Origin of the sequence: Spirillospora sp. NPDC052269, from assembly GCF_040679435.1 — a bacterium.
Taxonomy (GTDB): Bacteria; Actinomycetota; Actinomycetes; order Streptosporangiales; family Streptosporangiaceae; genus Spirillospora.
In genome coordinates this window covers 400,119-413,996 of sequence record NZ_JBFAUU010000001.1, presented here as the reverse complement: position 1 = coordinate 413,996, position 13,878 = coordinate 400,119, and the positions used below count along the sequence as shown (strand labels likewise).

11 protein-coding genes are annotated in these 13,878 nt (G+C 72.4%); 1 reads left to right on the top strand and 10 read right to left on the bottom strand.

All coding sequences use genetic code 11. The features are described 5' to 3' along the window. Position 1 precedes the first annotated feature (1 nt). Together bioB and bioD are read right to left on the bottom strand one after the other, a co-directional pair. Positions 2–997, bottom strand: a complete 996-nt coding sequence (gene bioB, locus AB0L06_RS02000) for a biotin synthase BioB (protein WP_500229020.1) — start codon at positions 995–997, stop codon at positions 2–4. Then, positions 994–1,725, bottom strand: coding sequence for a dethiobiotin synthase (bioD, locus tag AB0L06_RS01995; RefSeq protein WP_500229019.1), 732 nt, complete (start codon positions 1,723–1,725; stop codon positions 994–996). The genes bioB and bioD overlap by 4 nt, the downstream gene beginning before the upstream one ends. Before the next feature lie 194 nt (positions 1,726–1,919). Here bioD and AB0L06_RS01990 point away from each other — a divergent pair, with 194 nt between their 5' ends. Beyond that, positions 1,920–2,693, top strand: coding sequence for a hypothetical protein (locus AB0L06_RS01990; protein ID WP_500229018.1), 774 nt, complete (start codon positions 1,920–1,922; stop codon positions 2,691–2,693). Between the two features lie 104 nt (positions 2,694–2,797). On the opposite strand, the gene AB0L06_RS01985 is transcribed toward AB0L06_RS01990, so the two are convergent. From AB0L06_RS01985 to AB0L06_RS01950, 8 genes are all read right to left on the bottom strand, one after another. Continuing rightward, the gene (locus AB0L06_RS01985; RefSeq protein WP_500229017.1) at positions 2,798–5,374 is read right to left on the bottom strand and encodes a glycosyl hydrolase family 18 protein; all 2,577 of its coding nucleotides are present in this window, start codon (positions 5,372–5,374) and stop codon (positions 2,798–2,800) included. A 6-nt stretch (positions 5,375–5,380) separates the two neighbouring features. Further along, positions 5,381–5,971 (bottom strand): DUF305 domain-containing protein, encoded by a 591-nt coding sequence (locus tag AB0L06_RS01980; RefSeq protein ID WP_500229016.1) that lies wholly within the window; start codon positions 5,969–5,971, stop codon positions 5,381–5,383. Next, positions 5,968–6,849: a lytic polysaccharide monooxygenase auxiliary activity family 9 protein gene (locus AB0L06_RS01975; RefSeq protein ID WP_500229015.1), complete on the bottom strand. Its 882-nt coding sequence runs from the start codon at positions 6,847–6,849 to the stop codon at positions 5,968–5,970. Before AB0L06_RS01975 ends, AB0L06_RS01980 begins: the two co-directional genes overlap by 4 nt. Positions 6,850–6,879: 30 nt before the next feature. Then, complete coding sequence (locus AB0L06_RS01970; protein ID WP_500229014.1) at positions 6,880–8,487, bottom strand: chitinase; 1,608 nt, start codon at positions 8,485–8,487, stop codon at positions 6,880–6,882. A gap of 287 nt (positions 8,488–8,774) precedes the next feature. Next, entirely contained in the window at positions 8,775–8,963 is a 189-nt protein-coding gene (gene bsaP, locus AB0L06_RS01965; protein WP_500229013.1) for a biotin synthase auxiliary protein BsaP, read from the bottom strand. Positions 8,964–9,028: 65 nt separating this feature from the next. Then, positions 9,029–10,375 carry an acetyl-CoA carboxylase biotin carboxylase subunit gene (locus AB0L06_RS01960; RefSeq protein ID WP_500229012.1) on the bottom strand — a complete coding sequence of 449 codons (1,347 nt, stop codon included), beginning with the start codon at positions 10,373–10,375 and terminating at the stop codon, positions 9,029–9,031. Between the two features lie 166 nt (positions 10,376–10,541). Beyond that, the gene (locus AB0L06_RS01955) at positions 10,542–11,912 is read right to left on the bottom strand and encodes an HD-GYP domain-containing protein (protein ID WP_500229011.1); all 1,371 of its coding nucleotides are present in this window, start codon (positions 11,910–11,912) and stop codon (positions 10,542–10,544) included. After that, the gene (locus AB0L06_RS01950; RefSeq protein WP_500229010.1) at positions 11,909–13,363 is read right to left on the bottom strand and encodes an HD-GYP domain-containing protein; all 1,455 of its coding nucleotides are present in this window, start codon (positions 13,361–13,363) and stop codon (positions 11,909–11,911) included. Before AB0L06_RS01950 ends, AB0L06_RS01955 begins: the two co-directional genes overlap by 4 nt. Positions 13,364–13,878: the final 515 nt, after the last annotated feature.

The window sequence follows — 13,878 nt, the reverse complement described above, 5'->3', positions numbered from 1 at the left end:
TCTAGAGGGTCTTGGTCAGGGCCTTGATCGGCATCCGCAGCTCGGCGAGCAGCTCCAGGTCCCGCTCGGCCGGGCGGCCGAGGGTGGTCAGGTAGTTGCCGACGATGATCGCGTTGACGCCGCCGAGCATGCCGTCGCGGGTGCCGAGGTCGCCGAGGGTGACCTCGCGTCCGCCCGCGTAGCGCAGGATCGTGCGGGGCAGCGCGAGCCGGAACGCCGCGATCGTCTTCAGCGCCTCGGCGCCCTCGACGACCGGGTAGTCGGCGAACGGCGTGCCCGGACGCGGCGCCAGGAAGTTCAGCGGAACCTCGTCGGGCTCGATGTCTGCGAGCTGGGCGGCGAACTCGGCGCGCTGCCCGACGGTCTCGCCCATCCCGACGATGCCGCCGCAGCAGACCTCCATGCCCGCGTCCTTGACCATGCGCAGGGTGTCCCGGCGCTCCTCCCAGGTGTGGGTGGTGACGACGTCCGGGAAGTGGGAGCGGGCGGTCTCCAGGTTGTGGTTGTAGCGATGCACGCCCATCGCGGCCAGCTCGTCCACCTGCTCCTGGGTGAGCATGCCGAGCGAGCACGCGATGTTGATCTCCACCGCGTCGTTGATCGCCTTCACGCCGTCCCGGACCTGGGACATCAGCCGCTCGTCCGGACCGCGGACGGCCGCGACGATGCAGAACTCGGTCGCGCCGGTCCTCGCGGTCTCCTTCGCCGCCTCGACCAGTTCGGGGATGTTCAGCCACACCGACCGGACGGGGCTGGTGAACTGCCCGGACTGCGAGCAGAAGTGGCAGTCCTCCGGGCAGCCGCCGGTCTTCAGCGACACGATGCCCTCGACCTCGACCTCCGGCCCGCACCAGCGCATCCGGACCTCGTGCGCGAGGGCCAGGGCGTCCTGGACGCGGTCGTCCGGCAGGGTCAGCACCTGGAGGGTCTGCGCCTCGTCCAGGCCGCGCCCCTCCTCGAGGACCTGCCGCCGGGCGATGTCGAGGATGTCGGTCACGGGTTCTCCTTGGTGGGGGCGTGCTCCGCGCGGAACGCGGCGGAGTCGAACGTCCCGCCGAGCACCGGGGCGAGCCCCCGGTGCGCGGCGAGCAGGAACTCGGCGGGGTCGAGCGCGCCCGCTCCGGACGGCAGCGCCCCGGCGAGCGGGCGCGCGGCGAGCGTCTCCAGGTCCTGCAGGTTGCTGCGCATCGCCAGGTCGGGGTCGTCCGGCCAGGAGCCGATCACGACGCCCGCCAGGTTCAGGCCCCGGTGCGCCATCGCCTCCAGCGTGAGCGCGGTGTGGTTGAGCGTGCCGAGGTCCGGCCGGACGACCAGCAGGACGGACGCGCCGAGCCAGCGGGCCAGGTCGGCGACCGTGCTCCCCTCGTCGTCGTACCGGACGAGCAGCCCGCCCGCGCCCTCCACCAGCACGAGGTCGCGCTCCGCGGCGAGGTCGTTGACCCGGCCGACGACGGACGGCAGGTCCACAGGATCGACCCCGGCGCGCCGGGCGGCCGCGGCCGGGGACAGCGGATCCGGAAACCGGGCGTACTCGTGCACATCGGCCACGCCCGCGAGCCGCCGGACGTCGGCCAGGTCGCCGTCCTCGCCGGGCAGCAGGCCGGTCTGGCCCGGTTTGACCACGGCGACCGACGCGCCGCGCGCGGCGGCGAGCGACGCCACCGCCGCGGTCGCCACCGTCTTTCCCACTCCGGTGCAGGTCCCGGTCACCACGAGCACGCTCACGCTCGTGACACTAGCGCGGGGGCCTCGGCGGATCGCTCGGGGAAACCCACAGAGTCCGGACGCCCCGTTTGTATCCGACCTGCGGCGATACCGTCCCCGGCTCCGCGCGCGGGGACGTCCGGAAACTGGCGGAACCGGGCCCTGCGGCGGTGCGTCCAACCGGCATGGCGGTTCCCTCCGCACGATCGGCGGGCATGATGGCCCGCGGCGTGACAACGGTGCTGGTGGGCGCTTCCCTGCTCACCGGTTGCGGATCGAAGGCGGCCTACGTGCACGAACACCCCCCGGCCACCGCGCTCCCTCCGGGGCAGGGCGGCGACCATCTGGTCCTGCGCTGGCAGATGACGGCCGGCATCGGCGGTCTTGGCGGCCCTGGGACGATCCCCGACTTCTCCCTCTACGCGGACGGCACGGCGATCGCTTCCGAAGGTCCCGGGAAGAGCTCGCCGTTGAAGCGGTACCACCTCAAGCAGGCGGCGGCGCAGAAGCTGTTCGACGAAGCGGGAAAGGCCGGCCTCCAGCGGTCCCGGAAAATCCGGTACAACCACCTGATCGCGGACGCGAACGTCCTGGTGATCTGGATGGGCTCGGCGAGGACCGAGGTCGTCATGCCGCAGGAGCAGCACGTCGCGGCCACCGCGATGTGGAAGAAGCTCCAGCCCGAGCAGTGGCCCGCGGCCGATCAGCTGTCCCCTCCGGACGTCTACCGCCCGGAGCGGCTCGCGGCCATCGCGTCCGAGACCAGTGAGCACCCGGCGCCGCCCGGCACCGTCCCGTGGCCGCTGTCCCCGCTCGGCACGAGTCAGCGCGCCGACCAAAGATGCCAGATCTACTCGGGCAAGGACGCGACGCGCCTACGGGAACTGGCGTCGAAGCCCGATACGCGGTTCAGCATCGACGGGAAGGTCTACGTGGTCCGGATCCGTCCGCTGCTCCCGGACGAGAAGTCCTGCGATCCTCTCGGCTGAGCTCTCGGCTGAGCCGCCTCACGGAACGGAGCAGGACCCACCCGACCGCAGGGACATGACGGCCGGGCGGGAACCTCGTTTTCCCACTCTCTTGCGGCGTTCTCCTACTTCTTGGCGGCGGCCTGGTTCAGGCCGGTGTCGAGCGCGGTGGTCAGGGTGCCGGTGTCACCGGACATCTCCCAGATCATCGCGCCGAGCAGGCCCTTGCTCTTCAGCCACGCGGTCTTCTTGCCGATCGACCACGGGTCGTCGAACGACCACCACTGCCCTCCGCTGCCGGTGTAGCAGTAGGAGGCCACGGCCTGTTCGTTGTGGTAGACGGTGCAGTTCGGGACGCTGGCGATGAGGTTGCTGTAGCCGCGCGTCCCGGCCTCCTCCGCGAACTGCCCGGGCGCCGCTCCCTGCGCGGCCTGCCATTCGCCGTGGACGCCGCCGTCGGTGACGCCCTGCCAGCCGCGTCCGTAGTAGGCGAACCCGATGTCCAGCTTGCGCGGGTTCACTCCGGCGCCGAGGTAGGCGTTGACGGCGTTCTCCACGCTGAAGTGGAACGAGTACGGATCGTTGGTGTCGGTGTACAGGTTGCCCGCGTGCCCGGTCCGGTTCGGCTCCCAGGAGTTGTCGCTGCCCGAGCCGTGGAAGTCGTAGCCCTGGACGTTGAAGATGTCGATCGACTTGGCGGCGCCGGGCAGGTCCCAGCCCGCGCTGACCTTCGCGGGGTCGGCGGGCGAGAAGGCGGTGAGCAGGTAGCGCTTGCCGCCCTGCTGCCCAAGTGCGTCCAGCTGGCTGCGGAACTCGGCGAGCAGCAGGGTCAGGTTGGCCTTGTCGTTCGCGCCGACGTGGTTGCCGGGGTGGCCCTCCGCGCCGGGCCACTCCCAGTCGACGTCGATGCCGTCGAAGATCCCTGCGGCCGTGCCCGCTCCGCCCGCGCCGTTGTAGGACGGCAGGTTGCCCTTGATGTAGGTGTCGATGCAGGACGAGACGAACTTCTTGCGGGACGCGTCGGTCGCGGCGACGTCCGAGAAGTACTTGGAGTACGTCCAGCCGCCGAGCGACATCAGGATCTTCAGGTTCGGGTGCTTGGCCTTGAGCTTCCTCAGCTGGTTGAAGTTGCCGCGCAGGGGCTCGTAGCCGGTGTCGGCCTGGCCGTCGACGGACTGCGCCGCCGACATCGGCCGCGCGTAGTCGGCGTCGGCGTCGCCCGCGCCGTCCCCCTGGCTCGGGTCCTCCGGGTCGGACGTGGTGCCCTTGGTGACGCCCTCCAGGCAGGTCAGGTTGGTCGGGTCGATGTTGCCGAACGCGTAGTTGATGTGCGTGAGCTTGGCCGCGTTGCCGGTCGAGTCGAGGTTCTTCACGAAGTACTGGCGTCCGTAGATCCCCCACTGGACGAAGTAGCCGACGCGGGCGTACCCGCTGACCACGTCGTCCGTGGTGACCTGCAAGGGCGTGCTCTGGGCGGACACGTTGTCGTACTGGTCGCGGGCGAGGACGGTGAACGAGTACGCCGTGGACGGCGAGAGGCCGGTGACCGTCGCGCTCGTCCCGGTGACGGTCGTGGCGGTCTTGCCGTTCACGAGGACGTCGTAGTTCGCGACGCCGGTGTTGTCGGTGGACGCGTCCCAGGCGAGCTTGACGCTGCTGGAGTCCTTGCCGGTGCTGTGCAGGTTGCCGGGGACGGACGGCGGGGTCGTGTCGTCCGACGGGTTGTTGGTGGTGACGGACACGGCCGCGCTGGCAGCGGACGCGTTGCCCTTGCGGTCCTTGGCCTTCACGGTGAACGAGTAGGCGGTGTTCGGGGTCAGGCCGCTGACCGTCGCCGTCGTCCCGGAGACGGTCGCGGCGACCGTGGAGCCGTTGTAGATGTCGTAGGCGGTGACCGGGAGGCTCCCGGCCTGCGCCGCGTCCCAGCCGAGCGTGACGGACTTGGTGGTCTTCACGACGACCTTCAGGCCGGTCGGCGCGGACGGCGCCGTGTCCGGGGTCCCGTCGCAGTTGGCGTCGTTCACCCGGCAGGACGTCGGCTCCGCGCCGGACGAGCTGAGCGTGAACGTCGGGCTGTACGGATCGGTCGTCTTCCCCGCCGCGATCGTGGTGTTGAAGTACGCGGGCGTGAGCGTGACGGTGTTGCCGGTCTGGCTGATCGAGCCGTTGCTGGCGTTGCTCGCCGTCACGCCGGACGGGAGCGTGAAGACGACCGTCCAGCCGTTCACGGCGGCCGTGCCGTGATTGGCGACGACGAACGTGCCGGTCGAGCCGCTGACCGAATAGTCGGCGGTGACCCCGGTCAGGGTCGGCGGCGGGGCACCCGAGCCGTCGCAGTTCGCGCCGTTGAGCAGGCACGACGTCGGCTGGACGGCCTGGCTGAGGGTGAACGCCGGGCTGTACGGCTCGGTGGTCTTCCCGCCCTGGAGGGTGTCGATGTAGAAGGCGGGCTTCAGGGTGACCTTCGTGCCGTTCTGGGTGATCGTCGCGTTCTGCGGGTTGGACGCGGTCACCCCGGACGGCAGCTGGAACACCAGCGTCCAGCCGGACACGGCGGTCGTCCCGGGATTGGACACGACGTACTTCCCGGTCGTCCCGGACAGGCTGAACGCGGCGGTCAGGCGTCCGTCCGCGGCGTGCGCCGGAGCGGCGAGCGCGGCGACGAGGAACAGGGGGATGAGGGCGGCGAGCAGTCGGCGCATGGGCCGTCACCTACTTCGGGGGTCGAGGAGCGCCAGCATCGTGGCGATCTCCGCCGAGCGTGAGCGGTCGATGTTCGCGGCGAGGGAGCGCGCCCAGGCGTTCTCGCCGCGCGCGGTCTCCATCCGGGCCATCTGGACGGCGTCGTCCTGGTGGGCGATGAGCAGGTTGAGGAAGGCGCGCTCGAACCCGCCGGCCGGGGCGCGCTCGACGGACCGGACGGCGGCGGCCGAGGTCGCGGGCATCCCGCCGTGCGCGGCGTGCGAACCGGGCGCGGCGGTCGCCGGACGGTGCCAGTAGCGCAGCCGCGCCGACATCGACCGGACCTCGGTGAGCTGCGTACTGGCGATCGCCGCGGCGAGCCGCGCGACCTCCGGACGCACCGGGCGGCCCCGCGAACCGTCCGCGAGCCGGGCCAGGGTCACGCCCTGGCCCTCGTGCGGGGCCATCATCTGCAGGAACATCACGTCGGTGGGGTTGAAGCCGGGACCGCCGCGCGGCGCCGCCGGCGACGTGGAGCCACCGGCCGCCCCACATCGTCCGAGCAGGAGCAGCGCGCACGCGGCGGCCACGGCGAGGACGGCCCACCGCACGGTCACGCGGATCGCCACAACGCCGGAGCGTTCGGCGGTTCCCATCCCGCGATCGCGGTGTGGCCCTGAAGGCAGGTGTAGGTGACGCCGTCGTAGGTGACCTGGTCGCCGGCCGCGTAGGCCTTCCCGGCCGTCCAGGTGCCACCGGGCTGCTGCGTGGGCGGCGGCGTCGTGGGAGGCGGAGTCGTCGGGGGTGTTGTGGGTGGGGGTGTGGTCGGGGGCGGGGTGGGTGTCGTGGAGCCGCCGAAGTCCACGTCCGAGCAGGTGTAGAACGCCTCGTCGCTGCCGACGACCCGCTGCCAGATCGAGTAGATCAGGTGGCGGCCGGTGCGCTGCGGCAGGTTCAGCGTCCACTGCGTGTACGTGGACGGGTTCTGGTGGGTGAACGAGGCGAGCGGCACGAGGTCGGCCCAGCGGAGCGGCTGCGTCGGGTCCCAGCCGTCGCGGGTGATGTAGAACTCGAAGTTGCTGTCCTGATGCGGCGCGGTGGCGTAGTAGGTGACGGTCAGCGGCCCGGGCTGGACGGCCTTGGCGGGCCAGTCGGCGCGCTGCAGGTCCAGGCCGCGGTACTTGGCGCGGCCCGCGCTGCACAGCTGGCCGTCCGGGATGATCTCCCGGGAGTTCCCGGCCGCGTCCAGCCGGGACACCTCGTTCCAGTCGTAGAACGGCTGGGTGCCCGCGACCGCGACGGCGGCCTTGCAGGCGTCGGACGACGGGTTCTCCGGTCCCTCCTGCTTGCAGACGAACACCCGGCTGGGCGGGTCGGACATCGTGCCGTGCGCGGACGCGGTCCCTGCGGACGCGGCCAGCACGGCGACCAAGGACGCCGCGGGGACGGCGGCGACCGCGAGGGCGACCTTCGCGTGGGCAGATCGCGTGGTCATCCTTCTTTCGGGGTGGGAGACGGCGGGGGGCTAGGGAAGGGTGTCGAGGTGTGGCCGGACGGTCTTGGCGAAGCCGCCGCCGTTCGTGACGTCCCAGTTGATGGACCACGTCATCGCGCCGCGGATGTCCGGATAGGTCTGCGAGGGCTTGAACAAGCCGCAGTTCGTCCCGCGCGCGAGGCAGTCCAGTGCGCTGTTCACCAGGCCCGGCGAGACGACGCCGCCGCCCGCCGCGCCCGGCCCGGCGGGCAGACCCAGCGCGACCTGGTCGGGCCGCAGCCCGTTCTGCAGCTGGATGCAGGCGAGCGCGGTCATGAAGTCGACCGTGCCCTGCCCGTACACCTTCTGATCGCAGCCGAGCATGGAGCCGGAGTTGTAGTACTGGGTGTGGACGACGGTCAGGATGTCCTTGATCTTCAGCGCGAGCTGGAAGTAGGACGCGCCGGTGGACTGCATGTCGATGGTCTGCGGCGCCATAGTGATGATCAGATTCGCGCCGACCTGCGAGCGCAGCGCGCGCAGCGCCTGCTCCATGGAGGTCGGGTTGACGCCGTTCTCGAGGTCGATGTCGACCCCGTCGAACCCGTACGCGCTGATGAGCTGGCCCATGCTGGACGCGAAGGTCGCGGCGGACGACGCGTCCCCGACCTGGACCGTCCCGTCCTGGCCGCCGACCGACAGGATCACCTTCTTGCCCTTGGCGTGCAGCGTGGCGATGTCGGCCTTGAACTGCGCGTCCGTGTAACCGCCGAGCGCCGACGACAGGCCGGGGTCGAGGTTGAACGCGACCTCGCCGGGCTTGCTCGTCGCGTCGCCGAACGCGACGGCGACCAGGTCGTACTCGCTCGGGACGTCCGCGAGCCTGAGCGCCTTGGCGGAGTTGACGAAGTCCTGCCAGTAGCCGGTGAGGAAGTGCTTGGGCAGCGGGCCCGTCGCGCATCCGCTGGTGGTTCCGGTGGCGGCGGAGCTCGCCGCGGACTCGCCGTTGGCGTCGTACGCCTTGACCGTGTAGGTGTGCGTCGAGCAGGCGGTGAGGCCGGACAGCGTCGCGGTCGTCCCGGAGACGGTCGCCGCGAGCGTGGAGCCCTCGTAGACGTGGTAGCCGGTGGGGGTGCCGGTCCCGGCCGTCCAGGTCAGGGTGAGGGACGAGTCGGTGCGGCCGCTGACGGACGGCGTGCCGGGCGTGCCGAGCCCGCCGGGCGGGGTCGTCCCGCCGCCGGAGCAGGACGCGCCGTTCAGCGTGCAGTTCGCGGGCGCGCCGGAGCCCGCGCCGAGGAACCCGAACGTGACCGTCCCGCCGGGCGGGATGGACGCGTTGTAGTCCCGGTTCGTGAAGGTGTAGTGGGGCGGGGCCGAGGTGAGCAGGGCGTCCCAGTACGAGCCGACGGTCGTGCCCGAGGGCAGGTCGAACGCGACCTTCCACCCGCTGACGGTCTGGGACGAGCCGTTCGTGAGGGTGAACTGCCCCTGCCACCCCGAGCCCCAGTCGGAGACCTTCGCGAACGCGGCGGTGGGCGTCCCGTCGGCCCGCGCGGGCGCGGGGACGGCGGCGAGCGGCACGAGCAGGGCGGCGAGCAGGGCCGTGAGCACGCTGAGCACGGCGGGCACGCGCGGCGGTGAGCTGGTTCGAGAGCGCAAAGCGACTCCAGAGCACGGTGACGACGGACGGACGCGGACCCCGATCCCCGAACCCCGATGGCGCTGCAGCTGATCAGTTAGGAAAGTTTCTTTTCAATTACCGGGCAACGTAACCAGCCGTCCGCCGCCCGGCAAGACCCGCGCCGCGCCGCCGCCGGGCCGCCTGTCGACCACCCCAGATGGCGCACCGAACCAGCTCGGCGGCCCTTCGAACTTTGGCAGCTTCCGCCAATGCGAACGCCGCCGCCTTGGCGTGATCGCGCAAGACGGCGGCGGAGGGGACCGGGTCAGGAGGTGGTGGTGCCGTGCTCGACGCAGCGGGCCGTCCAGCCGAGCGGCGTCACCTGGACGACCATCCGGCGGCGGCAGCTCCCGCAGTAGCGCGGCGGCTCGAGGACCCGGGCCGTCCGGCACGCGGCATGGTCGCCGGCGCCGAGTTCCTCGCCGCACCGGTCGCAGTAGGCATCGCTGGTCACAGCACGCACCGTACCGTCCCGCACCACACCGTCCCCCGCCACGCCGTCCCCCACCACACCGGCCCTCAGTTCGAGGCCGGACGCATGCGCCCGACGATCCCGGTGTCGTAGCGGCCGGAGACGAACTCGGGGTTGTCCAGCAGCTCGGCCAGGAACGGCAGGTTCGTGGTCAGCGTCCCCTCGATCCGGAACGCCGCGACCGCCGCGCGCGCCCGCGCGAGCGCCGCCTCCCGCGTGTCGGCATGGACGATCAGCTTCGCGAGCAGCGGGTCGTAGTACGGCGTGACGCTGTTGCCCTCGGCGTACCCGGCGTCGATCCGGATGCCCGGCCCGACCGGCTCCTCCCAGACCCGGATCCGCCCCGGACGCGGGGCGAACCGGAACGGGTCCTCGGCGTACACGCGCAGCTCGATCGCGTGCCCCCGGGACAGGACGTTCGCGAACGACACCTGCTCCCCCGCCGCGACCCGCAGCTGCTGCTCGACCAGGTCCAGGCCGGTCAGCATCTCGGTCACCGGGTGCTCGACCTGCAGCCGCGCGTTCATCTCCACGAAATAGAACTCGCCGGACACCGGGTCGATGAGGAACTCGACCGTCCCGGCGCCGCGGTAGCCGACCGCCTCGCCCGCCAGGACCGCCGCCCGGTGCAGCCGCGCGCGCATCGCGTCCGGCAGGCCCGGCGCCGGGCCCTCCTCGACGATCTTCTGGTGCCGCCGCTGCACCGAGCACTCCCGGTCGCCGAGCGCGACGACCGACCCGTCCGGACGGCCGATGACCTGCACCTCGACATGCCGCGCGCCGCGCACGAACCGCTCCAGCAGGACGTCCCCGCTGGCGAAGAACATCTCCGCGCGCGACCGCGCCGCCGGGTACACCGCGCGCAGCCGCGCCTCGTCGTGCGCGACGCCCATCCCGATGCCGCCGCCCCCGGACGCGGCCTTCACCATGACCGGGTAGCCGATCCGGGCGGCCTCCTCCAGCGCGGTCTCGGTGTCCGGGACGGGCTCCCACACACCGGGCGCGACCGGGACCCCGGCCTCCTTCATCAAATTCCGCGCGTTGATCTTGTCTCCGAGCCGCGCGATCGTCAGCGGCGGCGGGCCCACCCAGGCCATCCCCGCCGCCTCCACGGCGCGCGCGAAGCCCGCGTCCTCCGCCAGGAACCCGTACCCCGGGTGGACGGCCCGCGCGTTGTGCCGCCGGGCCGCCTCCAGCACCGAGCGCGCGTGCAGATAGCTCTGCGCGGGGGCCGACGGGCCGATCAGCACCGCCTCGTCCGCCTCGTGCACGAACGGCAGGTCGGCGTCGGCGTCGGAGTGGACGGCGACCGCCTTGAGCCCGAGCCCGCGCACCGTGCGCGTGATCCGGCTGGCGATCTCGCCGCGGTTGGCCACAAGGACCGATTCGAACACCAGCGGACACATCCTTCTTCACTCGGTTCCGGGCCGCAGCACCCAACCTAATGGCGACACGCCCGCGGGTCCGAACCGTCCGCCGACAAATACCGGGCGCTAGGTCTGTCCGTGCGCCGCGTTGGCCTCCCGTTCACCTGCCCTTGTTCAACCAGCTCGCGGGAGGCTAGGTGCGGGGGCGGCGGTCGACGACGCGGCTGAGCGACTCGACCACGGACGGGTCGTACTCGGCGGCCGAGTCGAGCCGCAGGCGCTCCAGGACGGCCGCGCCCCGGTCCCGGTCGTTCGAGTCTCCGACCAGGTCGTCGTAGGCGTTGGCGACCTTGATGATGCGGCTGGCGAGCGGCGGGCCCGGCGGAACCTGCCGGTCGGTCTCGACCCGTCCGTCCGACGGCGGCGCGGCGGGGGCGCGGTACGGGGCCGACGACAGCCGGACGATCCGCGCCACCCCGTCCAGTACCCCGGTCTGCTCGATCACGCCCGCGCCGAGCTCGGCGATGCGCAGCTGCTGCCCCGGTGCGGCCAGGACGGTCGCGCCGCCCGGGATCGGGTCGCCGAGCGACAGCTGCCCGATGTCGTGCATCAGCGCCGCGTACTCCAGCTCCAGCAGCTCGGCCTCGGGCATGCCCAGCTCGCGGCCCATCTCGACGGCCAGCCGCGCCACCCGGCGCGAGTGGTCGCGCTCCACGTACCCGCCGACCTCGGTGACCCGCGACAGCGCCCGGACGGTCTGCAGGTAGGTCGCGCGGATCCCCGCGTACCGGCGGAACGCGACCTGCGTGACCAGGATCGGCGCGGTGAACACCGCCAGCGCCACCGGCCCCAGCGCGGTCGTCGCGACCGCGATCAGCATCGCCGTCGCCGCGGTCGCCGCGCACAGCCCGGCCTTCGCGGTGAACTCGTCCCGGATCGCGATCCCGAACCGGGCCCGGACGGCCTCGGCGCGGATCAGCGCGGCCAGCCCGAGGTCGAGGACGCAGGCCAGGACCGCCGCGACCCCCATCACGACCAGCAGGACCCGCCAGCCGAGGTGCAGGCCGAGCATCGGCCGGAAGCACAGCGCCACCACCCCGACCGAGATCAGCCGCCGCGCCACCGCGTCCGGACGGGGCGGACGCCCCACCGCCAGGTGCGGCAGCGACCCGAGCAGCGCCGCGACCGCCGTCACCGCGACCACCTGGAACGCCGAGTGCGTCGCCGGGACCCCGCCGAACGGCGCGTCCTTCGGCGCGCCGCGCGGACCGACCCCGGCGAGCAGCGCGTACCCGATCGCCCCGGCCGTCGCGATCGGCGCGACCTCCCGGTTCCCGGGCATCATCATGCGGAACAGCTCGCCGAGCGCGATCAGGACGCCGAACACGACCGCGACGTTCGGCTGCCGCAGCCCGGACGCCGCGACCTGCGTCACCGCCCCGATCACCAGCAGCACCGCCGCCGCGACCAGCAGCAGCTGACCCGGATCCACCGCCGGACGGCCCGGCCGCGCCGTCCGCGGGGTGGGCGCGCGCCGCGCCGCTCCCCGCGAGGTCGCGCTCACCGCCGCCACACCCCGTCGCCGGCCGCGGGCCGCTCGGCGCCGGTCCCACCGGTCCCGGTCCCACCGGTCCCGGTCCCACCGGCCGCAGGCCGCGCGGCGCCCTTGCCGGGGACGGGCTCGTCGCCCTCGACCCGGATGGGGACGCTCGGGTCGTCGTGGTCCTGCTGCGTGGTCTCGACGACGTCGTCGTCGGGCGGCGGCTCGGACGCCGGCGGCTCCCAGCCGTCCCGGTCGAGCGCGCGCAGGAACGCCTCGACCATGGCCGGGTCGAAGTGGTCCTCCATGCCCCGGCGCAGTTCGGCGACGGCCTCCTCGATGCTGCGCGCCGCCCGGTACGAGCGGGTGGAGGTCATGGAGTCGAACGCGTCCGCCACCGAGATCACCCGCGCGAACTCGGGGATCTCGTCCCCGGCCAGGCCCATCGGGTAGCCGCGCCCGTTCATCTTCTCGTGGTGGTGCATGATCCCGGCGAGCGCCTCGTCCAGGAACCCGATCTCCCGGACGATCTCCAGCCCGCGCATCGGGTGCAGCTGCACGGCCGCGAACTCCTCCTCGGAGAGCTTGCCGGACTTGCGCAGCACCTTGGTCGGGACGCCGAGCTTGCCGACGTCGTGCAGCATCCCGGCGTACCGGATCGCCTCCACCCGGTCCGGCCGCATCCCGATCTCCTGCGCGATCATCACCGACCCGCGTGACACCCGCTCGGAGTGGCCGCGGGTGTAGTAGTCCTTTGTCTCGACGGCCTGGCAGAGCGCCGCCAGCGTCGCCGCGTGCGCCTTGCGCTGGTCGTGCGCCTGCTCGAACGCCCACCGGGCGATGAACAGCGGCAGCAGCACCAGCACCGCGGCGAACGGCCCGACGCGCGGCCACAGCCCGGCGATGAGCAGCCCGAACATGCCGTAGCCGAGGAACCCGACCACGACCGTCCCGGACTCGCGCACCAGCTCGCGCGGCGCGGCCTGGTGGGACAGCACGAGGATCCCGGCGGTCAGCGCCATGTTCACGAACACGAACGTGACGAGAGCGCCCAGGAACGGGCCGATGACGTGCCCGGCCCACTGCGCCTGCTGAGGTTCGAAGCGGTGCCCGCCGAGGACGGTGAAGACCGTCCCGGCGGTGAACCCGCTCAGCGCGAACTGCGCGCCGTTGAACAGCCGCTTGACCGGCGCGAAGAAGCGCTGCCCGGTGATCAGGGCGGTGCCGCCGAGCAGTGCCGCCCCGGCGGGGCCCACGAGGACGACCGAGGCCAGGCTCGCGGCGAAGCTCAGCGAGACCCTGGCGCCGGCGACGTTCAGCCGCGCGGGAGCGGAGTCGCAGACCAGGAACAGCACGGCCAGCACGGCCAGCGTTCGCCAGTCCACCTCCGCGTAGGACGCCGTCCCGATGAGTCCGACCGCGAGGGCCACCACACCGCAGACGTACGCCCAGGCAGCCAGAGGTAGTCCACGCAATGCCGCCCCCTCCGGGAGTCGACGTTCCCGTCCCCCCGGCGGGGACGGAGGCCCGCGAGAGGAACATCCCCCTCAACGGGTGGGCCGGCGGGCGGGCGCCGCCCGGCCCGGGATCGCGAAGCCGCGTCCCGGGACCCGTGGCATCTTAGGCCCAGGGCGGACGGCCCCAGGGCGCTAGGCCCAGGACACGCCCTTGCGCATGGTCAGCGACGACACCTCGGCGAGCTCGACCGGGCCGTCGCCGGCCCTCTGCGGAGTTGCGCACATCGGCTTTCTTCCTCCCCCGTGATCCGGGATCCACCCGGACCGCGGTCGCGGCCCGGATCCGCCCGGGCGAGCCCGTTCCCGGTGCTTCCCGGGCGTGCACGTGCTCCCGTCGCTGTTTCCGGGCACAAGCCTAACGCGAGAGACCCAGGTCACACAGGCATGCTGAGAATCGTGAGCAAAGCGTGAACTATCTACCACGCAGCGTCGCCGAACGCCCGAGAACCCTCACCCCCAGTACACGCACGAGC